The sequence below is a fragment of the Accumulibacter sp. genome (genome assembly GCF_029255145.1).
Taxonomy (GTDB): domain Bacteria; phylum Pseudomonadota; class Gammaproteobacteria; order Burkholderiales; family Rhodocyclaceae; genus Accumulibacter.
This window is the reverse complement of sequence record NZ_JAPUVQ010000117.1, coordinates 53,055-72,135: the sequence shown is the minus strand read 5'-3', so window position 1 is coordinate 72,135 and position 19,081 is coordinate 53,055. Positions and strand designations below refer to the sequence as shown.

17 protein-coding genes and 2 pseudogenes are annotated in these 19,081 nt (G+C 65.2%); 13 read left to right on the top strand and 6 right to left on the bottom strand.

What is annotated here, in order from left to right:
• The first annotated feature begins 5 nt into the window (after window positions 1–5).
• From Q1L50_RS13460 to recQ, 3 genes are all read left to right on the top strand, one after another.
• On the top strand, window positions 6–497 hold the full coding sequence (locus tag Q1L50_RS13460; protein WP_300339565.1) for a peptidylprolyl isomerase: 492 nt from the start codon (window positions 6–8) through the stop codon (window positions 495–497).
• A 46-nt stretch (window positions 498–543) separates the two neighbouring features.
• The gene (locus Q1L50_RS13455) at window positions 544–1,275 is read left to right on the top strand and encodes a UDP-2,3-diacylglucosamine diphosphatase (protein ID WP_300339563.1); all 732 of its coding nucleotides are present in this window, start codon (window positions 544–546) and stop codon (window positions 1,273–1,275) included.
• Between the two features lie 109 nt (window positions 1,276–1,384).
• Window positions 1,385–3,220: a DNA helicase RecQ gene (gene recQ, locus Q1L50_RS13450; RefSeq protein WP_300339561.1), complete on the top strand. Its 1,836-nt coding sequence runs from the start codon at window positions 1,385–1,387 to the stop codon at window positions 3,218–3,220.
• Between the two features lie 9 nt (window positions 3,221–3,229).
• Here the strand turns inward: recQ and Q1L50_RS13445 are convergent, their stop codons facing one another.
• A complete protein-coding gene (locus Q1L50_RS13445) occupies window positions 3,230–4,717 on the bottom strand; it encodes an FMN-binding glutamate synthase family protein (protein ID WP_300339559.1) in 1,488 nt (495 codons plus the stop codon).
• Window positions 4,718–4,776: 59 nt separating this feature from the next.
• On the opposite strand from Q1L50_RS13445, the gene nadC reads away from it, so the two are divergent.
• Window positions 4,777–5,634 carry a carboxylating nicotinate-nucleotide diphosphorylase gene (nadC, locus tag Q1L50_RS13440; protein WP_300339557.1) on the top strand — a complete coding sequence of 286 codons (858 nt, stop codon included), beginning with the start codon at window positions 4,777–4,779 and terminating at the stop codon, window positions 5,632–5,634.
• Here nadC and Q1L50_RS13435 read toward each other — a convergent pair.
• Window positions 5,631–5,960: pseudogene (locus tag Q1L50_RS13435) on the bottom strand (transposase); the annotation flags it as partial. The gene nadC and the pseudogene Q1L50_RS13435 overlap by 4 nt on opposite strands.
• A gap of 654 nt (window positions 5,961–6,614) precedes the next feature.
• Here Q1L50_RS13435 and Q1L50_RS13430 point away from each other — a divergent pair.
• From Q1L50_RS13430 to Q1L50_RS13405, 6 genes and pseudogenes are all read left to right on the top strand, one after another.
• A complete protein-coding gene (locus Q1L50_RS13430; protein ID WP_300339555.1) occupies window positions 6,615–7,031 on the top strand; it encodes a hypothetical protein in 417 nt (138 codons plus the stop codon).
• Window positions 6,982–7,483 (top strand): annotated as a pseudogene (locus Q1L50_RS13425) (methyltransferase); the annotation flags it as partial. The gene Q1L50_RS13430 and the pseudogene Q1L50_RS13425, both read left to right, overlap by 50 nt.
• 48 nt (window positions 7,484–7,531) lie before the next feature.
• Complete coding sequence (locus Q1L50_RS13420) at window positions 7,532–7,756, top strand: c-type cytochrome (RefSeq protein ID WP_300339598.1); 225 nt, start codon at window positions 7,532–7,534, stop codon at window positions 7,754–7,756.
• A gap of 138 nt (window positions 7,757–7,894) precedes the next feature.
• Entirely contained in the window at window positions 7,895–8,203 is a 309-nt protein-coding gene (locus tag Q1L50_RS13415; protein ID WP_300339553.1) for a hypothetical protein, read from the top strand.
• A gap of 26 nt (window positions 8,204–8,229) precedes the next feature.
• Window positions 8,230–10,653: a heavy metal translocating P-type ATPase gene (locus tag Q1L50_RS13410; RefSeq protein WP_300339551.1), complete on the top strand. Its 2,424-nt coding sequence runs from the start codon at window positions 8,230–8,232 to the stop codon at window positions 10,651–10,653.
• A 636-nt stretch (window positions 10,654–11,289) separates the two neighbouring features.
• Window positions 11,290–11,427: a hypothetical protein gene (locus tag Q1L50_RS13405; protein ID WP_287461646.1), complete on the top strand. Its 138-nt coding sequence runs from the start codon at window positions 11,290–11,292 to the stop codon at window positions 11,425–11,427.
• Between the two features lie 209 nt (window positions 11,428–11,636).
• Here Q1L50_RS13405 and thrC read toward each other — a convergent pair whose 3' ends face one another.
• The 4 genes from thrC to Q1L50_RS13385 form a co-directional block, all read right to left on the bottom strand.
• Window positions 11,637–13,109 (bottom strand): threonine synthase, encoded by a 1,473-nt coding sequence (thrC, locus tag Q1L50_RS13400; protein ID WP_300339549.1) that lies wholly within the window; start codon window positions 13,107–13,109, stop codon window positions 11,637–11,639.
• Between the two features lie 123 nt (window positions 13,110–13,232).
• Window positions 13,233–13,889, bottom strand: a complete 657-nt coding sequence (locus tag Q1L50_RS13395) for a GGDEF domain-containing protein (RefSeq protein WP_300339548.1) — start codon at window positions 13,887–13,889, stop codon at window positions 13,233–13,235.
• A gap of 202 nt (window positions 13,890–14,091) precedes the next feature.
• Complete coding sequence (locus tag Q1L50_RS13390; protein WP_300339546.1) at window positions 14,092–15,228, bottom strand: hypothetical protein; 1,137 nt, start codon at window positions 15,226–15,228, stop codon at window positions 14,092–14,094.
• Between the two features lie 111 nt (window positions 15,229–15,339).
• Entirely contained in the window at window positions 15,340–15,597 is a 258-nt protein-coding gene (locus Q1L50_RS13385; protein WP_300339545.1) for a DUF2249 domain-containing protein, read from the bottom strand.
• Between the two features lie 260 nt (window positions 15,598–15,857).
• Between Q1L50_RS13385 and Q1L50_RS13380 the strand changes: the two genes are divergently transcribed.
• From Q1L50_RS13380 to Q1L50_RS13370, 3 genes are all read left to right on the top strand, one after another.
• A complete protein-coding gene (locus tag Q1L50_RS13380; RefSeq protein WP_300339543.1) occupies window positions 15,858–16,391 on the top strand; it encodes a DUF2062 domain-containing protein in 534 nt (177 codons plus the stop codon).
• A gap of 190 nt (window positions 16,392–16,581) precedes the next feature.
• Window positions 16,582–17,766 (top strand): acyl-CoA dehydrogenase, encoded by a 1,185-nt coding sequence (locus tag Q1L50_RS13375; protein ID WP_300339542.1) that lies wholly within the window; start codon window positions 16,582–16,584, stop codon window positions 17,764–17,766.
• A gap of 17 nt (window positions 17,767–17,783) precedes the next feature.
• A complete protein-coding gene (locus tag Q1L50_RS13370) occupies window positions 17,784–19,034 on the top strand; it encodes a CaiB/BaiF CoA-transferase family protein (protein WP_300339540.1) in 1,251 nt (416 codons plus the stop codon).
• Window positions 19,035–19,081 lie beyond the last annotated feature (47 nt).

Sequence of the window (19,081 nt, the reverse complement as noted above, 5' to 3'; positions counted from 1 at the left end):
AAGTCATGATCAAGCTGCACACCAATTTCGGCGTCATCGGTATCGAACTGGACGCCGAAAAAGCGCCCCTGTCGGCCAGTAATTTCCTCGCTTATGTCGAGGCCGGCCACTACGACCAGACCATTTTTCATCGGGTCATTCCCGGCTTCATGATCCAGGGCGGTGGCTTCGCGCCAGGCATGAAGCAGAAGGCGTGCAAGGCGCCGATCAGGAACGAGGCCAACAACGGCCTCAAGAACGAGGCCTATACCCTGGCCATGGCCCGGACCAGTGACCCGCACTCGGCAACCGCCCAGTTCTTCATCAACGTGACCAACAACGCCTCGCTCAACCACCGTGCGCCGACTTCCGAGGGCTGGGGTTACTGCGTTTTCGGCAAGGTCATCGAAGGGACCGAGGTGGTCGACAAGATCAAGGGCGTCAAGACCGGTTCATCGGGTTTCCATGGCGACGTGCCCGTCGAGGACGTGCTGATCGAGCGCGCTGAAGTCTGCTGAAGCCGCCAGCCGCGCCCGCTGCTGTGGCGCCGACGATCCCGTTCCATTGATCCTGTTCATCTCGGACCTGCATCTGGCGCCGCAAGCGCCGGGTGTCAGTCGGCTGTTTCTCGACTTTCTCGGGGGCCGCGCGCGTGCCGCCGAGCAACTGTTCATCCTCGGCGATCTGTTCGAAGCGTGGCCTGGCGACGATTGTCTGGACGCTCCGGACGATTCCTTTGCCGCGACCATGGTCGATGCGCTGCGCCAATTGACAAGCGCCGGAGTGTCGCTGTCGGTGATGCACGGCAACCGCGATTTCCTGCTCGGCGACACCTTCGCGGCTCGTAGCGGCGCCCGCCTGTTGCCTGACCCCTGCCTGCTGTCCTTGCCGACCTGGCAGTTCGTCCTGTCACATGGCGACGCGTTGTGCACCGACGACCACGAGTACCAGGCGTTCCGCGCGCTGGTTCGCCAGCCGGACTGGCAGTCCGCCTTCCTCGCCAGGCCGCTGCCCGAGCGCCAGGCGATGATCGTCGCCCTCCGCCAGCAAAGCGAGTCGGCGAAACGTGACAAGGCCAGCTTCGTGATGGACGTCAATCCGGGGGCGACCGACGATTTCCTGCGCACGCACGGCTATGCCAGCCTGATCCATGGCCATACCCATCGCCCGGCCAGGCATGACCACATCGTGGACGGTATTCACGTCGAGCGCTGGGTATTGTCGGACTGGAACGACGAGCAGGGCGAGTGTCTGTGCTGGAACGGCGAGATGCTGACCCGGGAGCGATTGCGCTGAGTCCTTCTTCGCCTCGCCGGTCTGCGACGTCCGCTGCGCGCACCATGAGCGCCACCTGCTGCCGCTCATCGTGGTCTGCCGGTCCCCATTCCCACAGGCCTTCGCGACGGTGAACACGATCGAGACCACGAGCATTCCCGCCGCTTCGGCGGCGGTCGAGATCCTCCGCCGGGTGTTTGGCTATCGCTCGTTTCGTGGTCAACAGGCGGAGATCGTGGATCAGATCGTCGGCGGTGGTGACGCGCTGGTGCTGATGCCGACTGGTGGCGGCAAGTCGCTCTGTTATCAGATTCCGGCGCTTCTGCGGCCGGGTGTCGGGGTCGTGGTTTCGCCGCTGATCGCCCTGATGCAGGACCAGGTTGACGCCTTGCGGCAGGCTGGCGTGCGCGCCGCTTTCCTGAACTCGTCGCTGGATTTCCGGGCGGTAGTCGACACCGAGCGCAGCCTGCTGCGCGGCGAGCTGGACCTGATCTACGTGGCGCCGGAACGGCTGCTCACCGACCGCTTCATCGGCCTGCTCGAGCAGTTGATTGCCCGCCAGCAGGTGGCCCTGTTCGCGATCGACGAGGCGCACTGTGTGTCGCAGTGGGGGCACGACTTCCGTCCCGAGTACATCCAGCTTTCACAGTTGCACGAGCGCTTTCCCGGCGTCCCGCGGATCGCGCTGACGGCGACTGCCGACCAGCTGACGCGGCAGGAAATCAGAAGCCGGCTTGGCCTCGATGAAGCGAGGGAATTCGTTGCCAGTTTCGACCGCCCCAATATCCGCTACACGATCGTCGAACGCGACAACCCGCGCCGGCAGTTGCTCGCCTTTCTCGGCAGCCACGCAGGCCAGGCGGGGATCGTTTATTGCCTCTCGCGCCGAAAGGTCGACGAGACGGCGGTCTGGCTGAACGCCCAGGGGGTCGCCGCCTTGCCGTACCACGCCGGCTTGCCGGGTGCCGACCGCCAGCGTCATCAGCAACGCTTTCTGCGCGAGGACGGGCTGGTGATGGTCGCCACCATCGCTTTCGGGATGGGCATCGACAAGCCGGACGTTCGCTTCGTCGCCCATCTCGACCTGCCGAGGAGTCTCGAAGCCTATTATCAGGAAACCGGTCGTGCCGGGCGTGACGGCGAGCCCTCTGAAGCCTGGATGACCTATGGGCTCAATGACGTCGTGATCCACCGCCAGATGATCGAGGATTCGGCCGCGCCGGTCGAACAGAAACGCGTCGAACGCCAGAAGCTCGAGAGCATGCTCGGCTACTGCGAATCGTCCAGATGCCGCCGGGTAATCCTGCTCAACTATTTCGGCGAGCAAGCGGTGCCCTGCGGCAACTGCGATGTCTGTGTCGATCCGCCGGTGGTCTGGGACGGCACGGTGGCGGCGCAGAAGGCGCTATCCGCCGCCTTGCGAACCGGCCAGCGTTTTGGTGCCGGCCACCTGATCGACATCCTGCGCGGCAAGACGACCGAGAAAGTGCTGCAGTTTGGCCATGAGCGGTTGCCGACCTTCGGGGTCGGCGTGGACATCGACGATCGCGGCTGGCGCTCGGTTTTCCGGCAGCTCCTCGCCGGCGGTCTGCTCGACGCCGACGCCAGCGCCTACGGCGCGCTGAAGCTGAGCGACGCCGCCCGGCCGGTGCTCAAGGGCGAAACCCGGCTGCAGCTCCGACGCCAGGTCGACGCGCCGAAAAGCAAAGCGCCCAGGAGCAAAGTGGTGACCGCCAGCGCAGCCGGCGATTCACCGTTGGTCGCCAGCTTGCGTAACTGGCGTCTGGAGCAGGCGCGCGAGCAAAGCGTTCCGGCGTACGTCATCCTGCATGACCGGACGCTGTGCGAGATTGCCGCCTTGCGCCCCGCTTCACCGCAGGCGCTGCTCGCCGTTCCGGGCATCGGTGTCGCCAAGGCGCAACGCTATGGCGAGGCCTTGCTGGCGATCGTCGCGCGCGGCGGCTGATCGCGCGTTTCAGGACCTTGCGGCAGAAGCCGGAGCAGGGTAGGGACAGAGCGTGTCGAGGGCGACGCTGTGCCCTGAAGGCTGCACGATGCGCACGTGTTCGCGGCGCAGTTCGCGCGCCTGCCGCAGACCGCAGGAGTGGGCAATCATCGCCACCTCCTTGTTCATGTTCCGGCAGTACGACGCAACGCGCGCGGCCTTGTCTTCGACGACCAGGCCGCGTTGCAGGCGCGGGTCGTGCGTCGTGACGCCGGTCGGGCAGGTATTGGTGTGGCAGCGCAAGGCCTGGATGCAACCCAGCGAGAACATGAACCCGCGCGCCGTATTGACGAAGTCGGCTCCCGCCGACAGCGCCCAGGCGACCCGCGCCGGCGTCACCAGTTGGCCGGCGGCGATCAGCCTGATCCGGCCCTTCAGGCCGCTGGCCAGCAGTGCATCGGCGACCAGCGGCAGCGCTTCGTCGATCGACATCGCCATGTGATCGGCGAGCGCCTGCGGCGCCGCCCCGCTGCCGCCCTCGCCGCCATCGAGGGTCAGGAAGTCGGGTGCCGCCTGCAGCCCACGGCGCGTCACGGCCTCGGTCAGCTCGTCGATGAAGCGGCGCCCGCCGATCGCCGTCTTGACGCCGACCGGTTTGCCGGTCAGCGCGCGGACGTGCTCGACGCGGTCAAGCAAGTCGTCGATGTTGGCGATCTCCAGGTGCCGGTTGGGGCTCAATGAGTCGCGGCCCTCGGCGATGCCACGAATGCGCGCAATTTCGGGCGTCACCTTGTTGCCGGGCAGGACGCCGCCCTTGCCCGGTTTGGCTCCTTGCGACAGCTTGATCTCGAAAGCGCGCACGGTCTGGTGCGCGGCGACTGCGCGCAGCTTCTCGTCCGACAGTTGGCCGGCTTCGTCGCGCACGCCGTACTTCGCCGTGCCGATCTGGAAGATGATGTCGCAGCCGCCCTCCAGATGGTGGGGCGACAGGCCGCCCTCGCCGGTATCCAGCCAGCAGCCCGCCGCCGCGGCGCCCCGCGACAGCGCACGCACGGCGGGTTTCGAAATGGCGCCGAAACTCATCGCGCTGATGTTGACCAGCGACTTGCCGACGAAAGGCGTCGCACAGTAGCCCTCGCCGATGATCACCGCTGGCGCGTCCTGCTGTTCTTCTTCAAGGACCGGGAACGGCGCATTGACGAAAACCAGCGCACCGGGCTGGTGCATCGGATAGGTCGACCCGAAGCCGATAATCCCGCCTTCGTTCTTGGCCATGCGGTAGACCCAGCTGCGTGTCGCCCGGTCGAAGGGCCTTTCGTCGCGGTCGCCGAGAAAGAAATATTGCCGGAAGTACTCGCCAAGCTTCTCGAAAAAATAACGCAGGTGGCCGACCAGCGGAAAGTTCCGCAATACGGCATGCTTCTCCTGCGTCACGTCCTGCACGTACAGAAACAGCAGCGCCCCGGCGACCGAAATGGCCAGCAATACACCCAGGCCAGCAAGCAAGACGTCCAGCATTGGTGTTTCCCTTCGATGATAAAATTGACCGCTCAAGCTGTCAGTCTACGGGAATTCCCATGTCCATTGCTGCTCTGCTCGAAGCCGAAATCGAGCGCAACGTCGTTGCCGCGCTGGCCGAGGATGTCGGTAGCGGTGACCTTACCGCGCAATTGGTTCCGGCCACGGTGCGCAGCCGCGCCACCGTCGTCGCCCGTGAAAGCGCCATTCTTTGTGGTAGCGCGTGGTTCACGCGCTGCTTCACGGCGCTCGATGCGGCAGTGGCTATCACCTGGAAGGCAGCCGACGGAAAGCGTGTCGGCGCTGATCAGGTCGTCTGCGAGATCGAGGGGCCCGCGCGCGCGCTGCTCACCGGCGAACGCAGCGCGCTCAACTTCCTGCAGTTGCTGTCAGGTGTCGCCAGCAGGGCGCGGCAATACGCCGATCTGGTCGCTGGCACGCGGGCGCAGGTGGTCGATACGCGCAAGACTATTCCCGGCCTGCGGCTGGCGCAAAAGTATGCGGTCCGCTGCGGTGGTGGTGGCAACCATCGACTCGGTCTTTACGATGGCATTCTGATCAAGGAGAACCACATTCACGCCGCCGGCAGCATCGCGGCTGCGCTGCTGGCCGCAACGCAGGTTGCCGAGCGCGCGGGCGGTCGCTGTCAGTTCATTCAGATCGAGGTCGAAACGCTGGCCGAGCTGCGGCAGGCTCTGGATGCCGGCGCGAAAATGATTCTGCTCGATAACCTGAGTCTTCAGCAGTTGCGCGAGGCAGTGGCGATCAACTTGGGTCGAGCCGCTCTCGAGGCTTCTGGCAACGTTAATCTCGACACCGTGCGCGGTATTGCCGAGACTGGCGTTGACCGGATTTCGATTGGCGGCTTGACCAAGGACGTACGTGCACTCGATCTGTCAATGCGCTTCCAGGGTTAGCCGCCTGGCGGACGGACGCCAGCCAAGCCGGCGCATTCTACAATGCGGAACAGGGAATTCCGAGGCCATTGCTTTTCCGGCCTTGTCGAGGGTTTCCCCCCTTGTTTCCCCTGTTGTGGGGGGAATGCGGCCATGCGCTTCAGATTCCACGCCGGCCAGACCGCCGTCCACCCGCCGGTGGCCTTCTTCAACCCGCGACGCGAGAGGTGGCGAAAGCCCATCACCGATTTGATGATTCCGAACACCGGTTCGATCATCTGCTTGCGCAACGCGTAGCGCGCTCGTGCAGCCTTGGTCTTCAGGCGATGGGGCATCGCCTGCATTGGCGCGATGTCTCCGGGCAAGGGTGCCGGCTCGCCGTTGCGCTCCCGCCTGGGTGTCGTACGCCTGTTCGAGGCTGCCACGGACAGCCGGCATGATGCGACTCTTGGTCCGTCAGATTGATCTGATCCGGTGGCACGCTGTCGAACCGCGCCCGGCGTATTTCCGCGTCAGCTTGGAAAGATCAAACCGGTCGATCTTCTCAATAATGAATCGGGCCAACCGATCGTCGTTCAGCCAATCATCTACCGACGGAGGTAGCAGACAGTCGGTCTTGCGACAAGCGAATCAGGAGCGAGTTGGCTCCTTGAGCGACTTCGCCGTAGCGCCAGAAACTCGAAACCCCGGTGCGCGTGGGCGACCACCGACAGACGATCTCGACGGTTGCCGGATGCTTGAACCATCGATCATTTCGCCAGCTCTTGCCGAGTACCGGGAAGCTCTGATCGCAGTGCTGCGGCTCATTCCGGCGGAAGTGACCGAGACGTAATGTTGCGGTCACGCGCCTGTGAGGATCCGGCTGGCACCATGGCGGCAAGCGCAAATCCCGATCCAGCAGACGTTGGCGAAGACGCCTCCAACGGGGCAAGTTCCACTCTTTCCTGGACCAGCCTCTGGCGGTCGGAGGCGTCGGCCGGGTGTGTGACAGGAGATCTGTCGTGAAGGTTAATGAGTCGGTGAGCCAGCCGGGCGTCGCCCCGGATACCGATCGCTATTACCCGCGTATCGGCCTGCTCATTCCAGCCAGGGACGCCGGCGATGGCTGCCGCCATCGCAAGCAGCATGCAGACGTGGGTGTCGCCTGCACTTTCTCTTGCGCAGCAAGAGCCGGGACTCCAAGTCGACGAAAGATGGCCCAGATCTTCGGCATGTCCGACTGCACCCTCACGCCATGCCCGATAGTCCGCGAGATCGCCCAGCGGCGCATCGTCGACACCCGCGAACGGCTGGCCGAGATGCAGGCGCTGGCACGATGGGCAGAAATGCCCGACGGCGAGCTTGACCTCCACGCGCTATGGGTGTCGATCGATGCGACTGGCTTCCGGATGGCTGGCGCGGCAGTTTCCCGGTGTTGATTTCCTCGGGCGCCACAGCGGCCACCTGCTGGAAGGGAATTTCGGCTGGCGTTCGAACCCGTATTTCGGACCGTTTCACCTGCTCGACGGTCTTCATTGGCGGCGGCTTCTGGCTGCTGTCGGCAGCGTGGCGCGTACTCGACGCGGCGCAGGCGAGTGGCATTCTGGCCGCGGCCGGACCCTACGCGCGGCTGCACCATCCGCAGTACGTCGGATTCACTCTGATCATGATGGGATTTCTGTTGCAGTGGCCGACGCTGATCACCTTGACGATGTTCGCGATCATGGTTGCGGTCTACGTACGTCTTGCACGCCGCGGCGAGCGCAAGTCTGCAGCACGCTTTGGTGCAGCATGGGTGTCTTACGCACGGCGCACGCCGGCTTCTTGGCCGCACTGGGCCGTTGTTTCAAGGGCCGCAGCAGTGGGTTGGAAAGACGAGGACCGTCCATGACGCCTGCCGCGAACCCCGCGTTGGGGGCGCCGGGCGTTGTTGTGGCCGGTGGACGGGGCAGCGACTGCGGCGGGCGAATCGACCTATCAGTCCAGTTGCGCCGCTTGCCATGGTGCGGATGGAGCCGGCGTGCTGCCCGGCGTTCCCGGTCTGACTGCCACGAACGGTTCATTGGCGTTCGCTGATGAGGAACTGGTCAAGCGTACCGCCGAAGGCTTTCAGAGCCCGGGGCACCGATGGCGATGCCACCGCGGGGCGGCAAACCGGGTTTGAGCGACGAGGACATCAGGGCCGTCGTGCCCTGCATGCGCCAGGAATTCGGCATCCGATGACAAGGCGAGCGCTCGGACGCTATGACCGGGCGCGCCAAGGCCTGGCCAAGTCCGCTCCCGAAAAAAAAAGGATATCAACATGAAACTCACCTTGAGTCTGGCCGACACGGCCATGGCCCTCTCGGCACAGCCGGCCTGGGCGGGCCTGACCGCCGACAATCCGCCCGGCTCGGCCAACAAGGTCATCGCCGTCGACGCAGCGAGCAATCGCATCACCGCCAGGCTCTACGTTTCAAGCCGCAAGGAACCCATGATCTGGGTCGGAGAGCAAATCGCGCTGGAACTGTGCTGGACGCCATCCAGCTTCCCGGCGGCGAAGGCCATCAGTTGGCAATCGTGCCGTGAAAGAACGCGCTTGACCTGTGAGCGACACACAGGTCGACACTGACCGCCGGACTACCTGAAAGGGACGCCATGGACACCAACACACGGTCGAGCGAGCACGACCATCGTCATCACCAGCCCGAACGTTCTAACGCCACGCACGCCTTGCACCAACCTCATGATGTCACCGGCGCCACGACGGCAGCGGATCCGGTCTGCGGCATGTCGGTCATGCCTGGCGCGGGCAAGCCGAGCTTCGAGTACGACAGGAAGACCTGGCACTTCTGCTCGCAGAAATGCCGCGACAAGTTTGCGGCGGACCCCGCGCGCTACCTGACCGGCGTGCACGAGAAGCAAGCGGAGCAAGCGCCCCCCGCACCAGCCGGCACGCAATACACCTGCCCGATGCACCCGGAAGTCCTCCGCGACGCTCCAGGGGATTGCCCGAAATGCGGCATGGCGCTGGAGCCGATGGGCGTCCCTAGCGGCGACGAAGGCACCAACCCCGAGTTGGTCGACTTCAGGCGCCGATTCTGGATCGGTGCCGTGTTGACCGTACCGTTGCTGGTGCTGACCATGGGGCCCTTCCTCGGTCTGGGCTTCGTGCGCGATCTGCTCGGCGAGCGCACGGCGCAATGGGTCGAGCTGGTGCTGGGTACGCCGGTGGTGCTCTGGGCCGGCTGGCCGTTCTTCGTTCGCGGCATCAAGTCCGTCGTCAAGCGCAGCCTCAACATGTTCACGCTGATCGGCCTGGGTGTTGGCTCGGCGTATCTCTTCAGCATCGTTGCGGTCCTGTTTCCGGGCTTGTTCCCGGACGGCTTCCGCGACGCGCAGGGGCAGGTCGGTGTCTATTTCGAGGCCGGCGCAGTGATCGTCGTCCTGGTCCTGCTCGGCCAGGTGATGGAACTCGGTGCGCGTGAGCGCACCGGTTCGGCGATCCGCGCGCTGCTCGACCTCGCCGCCAAGACGGCGCGCGTGATTCGTGCCGACGGGCGCGAGGAAGAGATACCCCTCGAGGAGGTTGTTGTCGGCGACCGCGTGCGCGTGCGCCCCGGCGACAAGGTGCCGGTCGACGGTGTCGTACGCGAAGGCCACTCGTCGATCGACGAGTCGATGATCTCGGGCGAGCCGGTGCCCGTGGAAAAAGTCGTTGGCGACAAGGTAACCGGGGCGACGATCAACGGTACCGGCTCACTGATCATGGAAGCGCAGCGGGTCGGAGGCAACACCGTGCTCAGCCAGATCGTCGACATGGTTGCCAGCGCGCAGCGCTCGCGCGCACCGATTCAGAAGCTCGCCGACTCCGTTGCCGGCAAGTTCGTTCCCGCGGTGATCGGCATCGCCATCCTGGCGTTCATCGCCTGGGCGATCTTGGGACCAGCGCCGGCGCTTTCATACGCGCTGGTGTCGGCAGTGGCCGTGCTGATCATCGCCTGCCCGTGCGCGCTGGGCCTGGCGACACCGATGTCGATCATGACCGCGACCGGGCGGGGCGCGCAGGCCGGCGTCCTGATCAAGAACGCCGAAGCTCTGGAGCGCTTCGCCCAGGTCGACACGCTGATCGTCGACAAGACCGGCACGCTGACCGTCGGCAAACCGAGGCTGGTCGCGGTGCTGCCCGCTGCCGGGCACGAGGAGGCCGAGGTCTTGCGCCTTGCCGCCAGCCTCGAACGCGGCTCCGAACACCCGCTCGCTGAGGCGATCGTCAATGGCGCCGAAGAGCGTGGCGTCGAACTGGCCAGCGCCGACGAATTCGAGGGGCTCACCGGCAGGGGCGTCAAGGGCGTGGTCGATGGCCAGGCCGTAGCGCTCGGCAATGCCGCACTGCTCGCCGAACTGGGCCTCGATGGCGGTGCGTCGAGTGCGTTCGTCGAGGCGGCGAACGCCCGCCGTGACCAAGGTGAAACGGTGATGTTCGTCATCATCGGCAGAGAGATCGCCGGCCTGGTGAGCGCCGCCGATCCGGTCAAGGAGACGACGCTCGAGGCGCTCAGGGCGCTGCACGCCGAGGGCCTGAAGATCATCATGGCCACCGGCGACAACGAACGCACGGCGCGTGCCGTCGCGGGCCGCCTGGGCATCGACGAAATCCGTGCCGACGTACTGCCCGCGGACAAGGCGCGAATCATCAAGGAGTTGCAGGCCAAGGGCCGCAAGGTGGCGATGGCTGGCGACGGCGTCAACGATGCGCCTGCGCTGGCGCAGGCCGACGTCGGCATCGCCATGGGCACCGGCGCCGACGTGGCGATCGAGAGCGCCGGCTTCACGCTGGTGAAGGGTGACCTCAACGGCATCGTGCGCGCACGACGTCTGGCGCGCGCGACGATGCGCAACATCAGGCAGAACCTGTTCTTCGCGCTGGTGTACAACGCCGCCGGGGTGCCGGTAGCCGCGGGTGTCCTGTATCCCGTCCTGGGCATTCTCGTCTCCCCGATCTTTGCCGCAGCGGCGATGAGCCTGTCGTCGATTTCGGTGATCAGCAACGCCTTGCGGCTGCGCAGCGTGCGCATCTAGCAGCCTGTCGGACGTGAGGCCGACCAAGCCGGCGCATTTCACAATGCGGACCATGGTGAACTCGAACAACGGTTCGATCGTCTGCTTGCGCAGCGCGCTCGTGCCGCATGGCGTGGCATCGCCGGGCAGTGGCGCTGGTTTGCTGCGGCGCTCCTGTCAGTTCAGATGGTGCGCGTCGCGTTCCCGATCAACAGAAACAGGTCGCTGAGTTCCTCAAGGAAACGCCGGCGGGAGGTGGCCAGGCTGTCGTGATCGGGGTGGTGGTTGCGTGAGCAGAAAGGGTCCATTGTCGTGAGGGTTGAGCAACCGGTCGATTACCTCGAATTCAACAATGAATCGGGCCAAGTGATCATCGTTCAGCCAATCATCCACCGACGGCGGTAGCAGATCGTCGGTCCTGCAGTCAGCGACGATGAAGTTGGACATGCGACGACCCGGTTGCGCGAAGAGTCAAGAGTTCATCAGATTCGGCTCAAGGCACAGGGAATGTCCCACAGGGTGCTACAACGTTGCGCTCCATTAGGCTCGCGTGTGCCGGGGCGATGGCGGCCGGCGAATGCGTTATATAATCCGCAGCGGGCAATGCGAAGCGGGCTGGTACTCACGGTCTGCGCAGGAAGATAAAGGGGAGTTCGGATGCTATTTGCGCTGTTCTACGTGTTGGCTATCACGATTCTGATCATGCACTTCACCGGCTTCCTGGCGCGCCATAATCTTGAGTGGCTGGTGCTGGTTCTCGCCGCCGCCGTCTTCCCCGCCGTGATCTACCTCTAGCAGCCCGCGTCGCTTCCGTACCTGCCTGCGCCCGCCGCCTTTACTCCCGCTTCTACAGTCGTTTCCACACCTCCTTCTTGCCAGCCGGGGCTGGCCGCTGCCCTTGGCAGCTGCCGGCGAGACCAGGCAAAGGCAACCACAAAGGCGACTTCGGCGCCCTTCTGTTACTTCTTTCTGCCCCCGCCCCGTCACTTTCGCTACCCGTCTGATCAGCGCAGCTCTCGCTCGATGATCTGCTTTACCGCGTCGACATCGACGTCGATCACCTCGACTCGTTGCGGCAGGTCTTCGATGCCCTGCAGACCGGCCGGCCGCTGGGGTTTGCGGCCAAGGGCCTCGACGATCGTTGCTTCGAACTTGGCCGGCAAGGCGGTCTCCAGGACGATCATCGGCATATCGGGGGTGCGCAACTCGCTGCCGACCTTGAGTCCGTCGGCGGTGTGCGTGTCGACCATCACGCCCCAGCTTGCGAAGGCATGGCGGATCGTCGCCAGGCGGTCGGCGTGCGTACTGCTGCCGGAGACGAAGCCGAAGTCCGGCAAGCTGGCGAAGTACGGTGTGCCGGACAGATCGAAGCCGTGGCCGGCATCGACCTCGGCCCACAACTCGCGAATCATGGCCGGATCGCGTCCCAGCAGGTCGAAGACAAACCTTTCGAAATTGGACGCCTTGGAAATGTCCATCGACGGACTCGAGGTGGCATGCGTTTCACTGGTGGCACGCGGGCGATAGAAGCCGGTGCGGAAGAACTCGTCGAGTACGTCATTCTCGTTGGTCGCCAGAACCAGTCGGCCGATCGGCAAACCCATCATGCGCGCAATGTGGCCGGCGCAGATATTGCCGAAGTTGCCTGAAGGGACGGCAAAAGCAACCCGCTGATCGTTGCCGCCGGTGGCGGCAAAATAGCCTTTGAAATAGTAGACCAGCTGCGCGGCGACACGCGCCCAGTTGATCGAGTTGACCGCGCCGATCTTGTACCTGGCCTTGAAAGCGTGGTCGCTGGATACCGCCTTGACGACGTCCTGAGCGTCGTCGAAGGTGCCGCGCACGGCAATGTTGTGGATATTCTCATCCTGCAGCGAATACATTTGTGCCCGCTGAAACGCGCTCATCCGCTGGTGCGGCGAAAGCATGAAGACGTGCACCCCGGCCTTCCCGCGCATCGCGTATTCGGCCGACGAGCCGGTATCCCCCGAGGTCGCGCCGAGGATGTTGATCTGCTCGCCGCGTCTGGCCAGGACATACTCGAAGAGGTTGCCAAGCAACTGCATGGCCATGTCCTTGAAGGCCAGCGTCGGGCCATTGGACAGCTCGAGGATCGCCAGCCCACCTTCACCACGGGCGGCGTTCGGCCGCTCCAGCCAGCGTAGGGGAGTGATTTCGCTGGCCTGGGTTTCGCTGCGGCCGTTGCAGTACACCCGTGGGGCGTAAGTCCTCGTCACCAGGGCTTTCAGATCCGCTGGCGGGATGTCGTCGATGAACTTCGCGAGGACGGCGAAAGCCAGGTCGGCGTACGATAGTCGCCGCCATTGATCGAGTTCGGCCGCGTCGACCTGTGGGTACGACTCCGGGAGGTAAAGACCGCCGTCCGGTGCCAGCCCGCCCAGCAGAATTTCGGTGAAGGTCGGTCCTGCCGAATCCCGTGAGCTGGATGTGGAACCGCGAGTCGAGAGGTAGCGCATGGGGAGGACCGTAAGGGTGACGCAGGGAACTGCCGACAAGCCGGCAGTCTAACATGCTCTCGCCGCTGCACTGGCGCGGCTGTGGGTCGTGGCGGCGCTCCGGGCTCTCCTGCAGGCCAACCCTCAGCCGGTAACGACGCAGTTCTTGCCTGCGCGCTTGGCAGCGTAGGTCGCCGCGTCAGCGCGAAGAATCGACTCTTGCACCGATTCGGCTGCTTCCTTGACCACCACACCGGCGCTGAAGGTGACCTGAATGTCCCTGCCGGGCATCGCGTTTGCGGCGAACTGGCGCTGGAAGCGGGAAATTGCTGTGACCGCTTCGTTGAGCGCGGTTTCCGGCAGCAGCACGACGAATTCCTCACCGCCGAAACGGCACAGGACGTCCGACGGACGCAGCGCCGCGCGCAAGGCCTTGACCAGATGGACCAGTGCTTCGTCGCCCACCTGATGCCCCAGGCTGTCGTTCAGACGCTTGAAGTCGTCAAGGTCGATCAGCGCGATAGCCAGGTGGCTGCCATTGCGACGTGAGCGCGCCAGTTCGCGCTGGTACGCTTCCTCAAAGCCGCGGCGGTTGAGGGCACCGGTCAAGGCGTCGGTGAAAGCCGCCTGACGGGCCTCGGCCAGCGCCCGCTCGAGCTCGTCAATACGCGCTTCGGCCGCCAGCAGTTGGCGGGTGGTCGTCGCTGGGCTGCTCTGGCCATCGGTACGCTGGATTGGCGAGCGATGGGCACGGCCGCTTGCCGTCGGCGGAACGACGTGCTGGTGGGTAGGCAGGGGCATCGCAGCAAATGCTGGCAGCCGGTTTGGCCGGCGTGACGCATGCCGGGACGACTGAACAAGGGGCGACTGGTCGTGTTTGTACATCGTGCCAACTCCGTCAGGGGCCGCTGTGCGCCGGCCATATGCCATGAAACGGAGGTATTTCGCAGATCTTGAGACTTATTTCACAGATATCTTGTAAGTATATGTTTGTGCGTATAAATCATGATGCCCGGTGGCTTTCTCTGGCAAGCAGGAGCGAACGAATCAGGGTAATCACAAAGGACAGCATGGCCACTGCGGCCAACCACAACCCGTCGCTGATCCCGAGCAGCAGCAAGACGCCGCCGACCATCAACAGGAGCGAGCGCAGAACGCCTCCCTCACGCAGGGCGTTCTGCATTCGGTCACGCGCTGGCGTGCGCTTGCCGGGGCGGTACCAGACGGGCAGCAGCTGCGACAGCGCACCGCTGACCAGCGGCAACAGGAAGATCACCACGAACGCCGGCACGGCGTCACGGCCATCGAGCACGCCCAGGGCGTGGGCGGCGCCGAAGGAAATGACCAGCAGGAAGCCGGACAGCGCCGCGAACAGCGCCGCTGCGGTCCCATCAAGCAGCAGCGTCCGCCAGCGGTAACGCTGCAGCCACGAGAGACCGGTCCTGAGCGTCACGGCCAGCAACATCAGCGCGCCGGCAAGAGCCAGCGGGAGCCAGAAAGCGGCGCCGACAGCCACCGCCAGCACCCCGCCCGCAGCCAGCGGCAGCTGGCTGCGCAGCCGCTCCGCGGCGCTGGCGTCAGGATCCCGCAACACGGTTGGCAGCAGCACCTGCAGCGTGCCGAGGGCACTCAGGCCGATGAAGCCCAGGGTATTCAGATGCAGGTGCAGCAGGCGCAGTGCCGGCCTCAGGTCCGGCCACCAACTCATCGCCGGGACCAGCAGCATGGCCGTCGCCAGGAAGACCATCGCCAGCAGGTACCAGCGCCAGCCGGGATGCGGTCGCCCGATCGTCGCTCGGGCGCGGAGGGTCAGCCATCCGGTGAACACCAGTGTCAGCAGCAGGGTGCTGCCGGCCGCCGCGTGCAAAGCGCGCTCGGGCGCCTCACCGATGAAGGCGAGAAATACCAGCAAGCCGGTCAACTGCAGCAGCAGCGGTGTCAGTAGCAGGGTGCGGCCGGCGCTGCGGCTGCGCGTCAGGACCGGAACGAAATGGCTGATGGCGGCGAAGATCAAGGGCACGATGGCGACCACGAAGACCAGATGGGCGACCGCCAGCGCCGACGTACCGCCGGAATGCAGCAGCAGCAGCAGCGCCGCCAGGAAAACCGCGACTGCAGAACAGCCCAGATAGATCAGCACGCCTGACCCTGAACCAGGAACTTTCGCGGCCGGTCGGCGCCGGTCTGGCGCTGACGGCCTACCCGATCGCTGATCGGCGTCGCCCCGGCGTCACCCCCCGGTGCGCCGGCGTCAGGCTTTTCTGGCGAAGTCGATGACAATGGCGCCGGCTTCGCGCTGCACATAGCGGATCGCCAGCGCGTCGCCGTAACGGCTCTGCAACTGGGCGAGCAGGGGCAGCGGATCGTGGTCGTTGCAGAAGCGCATGGTTTCACCGGGGAGCAGCGCGTCGAGTGCGCCAAAGATCGCCGCGTGGCGAAAACGCTTGGCGACGCCGCGGGCGTCGAAAGGATAGATGGCTTCCACAGTAGGCTGATCACAGGCGTGCATGGCGGTCTCCGCAAGAAAAAGGGGTAGGGGTGTTTGCGACCAGCGGATTCTCCGACGCCTGATGGCTGTTGTCTTTGATCTGGGCAGGCAATACCCGCGCGTATGGCGCGGGCGTCAGTGGTGCTCGCAGTGCTGTCGGACGCGCTGCCCGATAACCGGTGGTCGGCGGGCCGCCGGCCGCTGCGCCACGCCGGGCAATGCTTCGTTGAGGGCCTGAGAGCTCTTCCAGCGCAGCGGCAGTTTCCACGATAATCGCCGGCATGCGCCGCAATCTTGCCAAATACCTTCCCGACCAGGAGACTATTCGCCGCAACGCGTGGCTGCGGCCGTTCCAGTCCGCGCTGCTGCATCCGCGACTGTGGCACCTCAATCGCCACTCTGCTGCCGGGGCAGTGGCCGCCGGGCTGTTCTGCGGGCTGATTCCGGGGCCGCTGCAAGTGATCGGCGCGGCGCTCGCCGCCCTGACCTTCCGCGTCAATCTGCCGCTGGCGCTGCTGGTGACGCTGTACACCAACCCCTTGACGATCGTGCCCTTATACCTGCTGGCGTATCAGCTGGGTCGCCTGCTGACCGGTGACAGCGCCGCCTTCGCCGCCCCGCCCGAGTTCAGTGCCGCCGCGTTCGTCGGCTGGACCGAAGCGATGCAGGCCTGGATGCTGGTCGTTGCCAAGCCGCTGGCTCTGGGCCTGATTGCTCTCGCCTGCGGCCTGGCCGTGGCCGGCTACCTGGCGACGCGGGCCGCCTGGCGTCTGTACCTGATCCACCGCTGGCGACGCCGTCGACAGCGCTCCTGAACGCGGGCTGTTGCCGGGACGCTGTGCTTGCAGCAGAGGCGCGCCGCGCCGGCAAGGGCGTCCCACTGCCCGGGCTGGCGGCGAACGGGTCTTGCCGGATGGCCGCCAGCAACCGATACTCGGGGCATGCTGACGGAAATCGGTGTTCACCGCACCGTGCTTCGGTGGTCAGGACTGCAAGGAGGGATCGATGACGAAAGCGGCGAGAGCGAGATTCAGCTGGGAAGATCCACTGCTGCTCGAGGCGCAGCTGACCGAGGACGAGCGGCTGTTGCGCGACGCGGCGCGCGACTATTGCCAGGGCAACCTGCTGCCGCGCGTACAGGATGCCTTTCGTCACGAGCGGACCGATCCGGCCATTTTCCGCGAGATGGGCGAGATCGGTCTGCTTGGCGCGACGATTCCGCCCGAGTACGGCGGCGCCGGGCTCAACTACGTCAGCTACGGGCTGGTCGCGCGCGAGGTCGAACGCGTCGATTCGGGCTATCGCTCGATGATGAGCGTGCAGTCGTCGCTGGTGATGCTGCCGATTTTCGCCTTCGGAACCGAGGAGCAGAAGCGCAGGTACCTGCCTCGCCTGGCGACCGGCGAATGGATTGGCTGTTTCGGCCTGACCGAACCGAACCACGGCTCCGATCCCGGCGGCATGGTGAGCCGCGCGCGGCGGGCGGACGGCGGCTACCGGCTGTCGGGCAGCAAGATGTGGATCACCAATTCGCCGATCGCCGACGTGTTCATCGTCTGGGCCAAGGACGACGCCGGTGCGATCCGCGGCTTCGTTCTCGACAAGGGGATGAAGGGACTGTCGGCGCCGGCGATTCACGGCAAGGTCGGGCTGCGTACCTCGGTCACCGGCGAGATCGTGATGGACGAGGTGTTCGTTCCCGAGGAGAACGCTTTCCCGGAGGTCAGAGGTCTCAAGGGACCGTTCACCTGTCTGGATTCGGCGCGCTACGGCATCTCCTGGGGAGCGCTCGGTGCCGCCGAGTTCTGCTGGCATACGGCTCGCCAGTACACTCTCGATCGCCATCAATTCGGTCGTCCGCTGGGGGCCACCCAGTTGATCCAGAAGAAACTGGCCGACATGCAGACCGAAATCACGCTCGCTCTGCAAGGCTGCCTGCGCCTCGGGCGGATGAAGGACGAAGGCAGCGCGACGCCGGAAATTACTTCGATGATGAAGCGCAATTCCTGCGGCAAGTCGCTCGACATTGCCCGCATGGCACGCGACATGCTGGGCGGCAACGGTATTTCGGACGAGTTCGGCGTCATCCGCCACATGGTAAATCTCGAAGTGGTCAACACCTACGAAGGGACGCACGACGTGCATGCCCTGATCCTCGGCCGGGCGCAGACCGGCATCGCAGCCTTCTGAAAGGGCCGACGCCTCTATTGGCAAGGGCGGCCAGCAGCGGTGGCGCGCTGGCGCACCTGCGCGTCCTCGACCTGTCGCGGGTCCTCGCCGGACCATGGGCCAGCCAGTTGCTGGCCGACCTCGGCGCCGAGGTGATCAAGGTCGAGCGCCCCGGCGTCGGTGACGACACCCGCAGCTGGGGGCCGCCCTGGATGGCCGACGGCGAAGGCCAGCCGACGCGTGAAGCGGCGTATTTCCTGTGCACCAACCGCAACAAACTGTCGCTGACGGTCGACATCACGCGCCCCGAGGGGCAGGCGATCGTTCGCCAGCTGGCTCGCGACGCTGACGTGCTGATCGAAAACTTCAAGCTCGGCGGCCTCGCTGCCTACGGTCTCGACTACCCGAGCCTGCGAGTGCTCAATCCGCAGCTCGTCTATTGCTCGATCACCGGTTTCGGCCAGACCGGGCCCTACGCCGCGCGCGCCGGTTACGACTTTCTGATCCAGGGCATGGGCGGTCTGATGAGCGTCACCGGAACGCCGGATGGCGAACCCGGCGCGGGGCCGCAGAAGGTCGGCGTCGCGCTGACCGACATCCTGACCGGTCTCTACGCCGGCAACGCGATTCTTGCCGCACTGGCGCACCGCGACCGGGATGGTTTGCGCAGCGGCGAGGGCCAGCACATCGACCTGGCGCTACTCGACGTTCAGATCGCCTGCCTGGCAAACCAGACGATGAACTACCTGGTTTCCGGGATGGCGCCAAAGCGGATGGGCAACGCCCACCCCAATATCGTTCCGTATCAGGATTTTCCGACCGCCGACGGCGACATGATCCTGGCGATCGGCAACGACGGCCAGTTCGCGCGCTTCTGCACGGTTGCCGGACACCCGGAATGGCTCATGGACGAGCGCTTCGCGAGCAACGCGGCGCGGGTCAGGAACCGCCAGCAGCTGATCCCGCTGCTGCGGCAATGCACCGTGCTGCGCAGCACTGCCGAGTGGATCGCCGCGCTTGAGGAGGCCGCGGTGCCTTGCGGCCCGATCAACGACCTGGCCGATGTTTTTGCCGACCCGCAGGTGCAGGCACGCGCGATGCGCTTCGACTTGCCGCACGCCAGCGGTGGCCGCGCACCGCAGGTCGCCAATCCGATCAATCTGTCGGCGACGCCGGTCGACTACCGCAAGGCGCCGCCAGCGCTTGGCGAGGACACCGACGCCGTGTTGCGCGCCCTCGCTTACAGCGAAGCGCGGATCGCGGCACTCAGGCAAGCAGGCGTTGTCTAGAAGACGCCACGCCGAGTACCACCCGCCAACACCAACGAAGCAAGAAA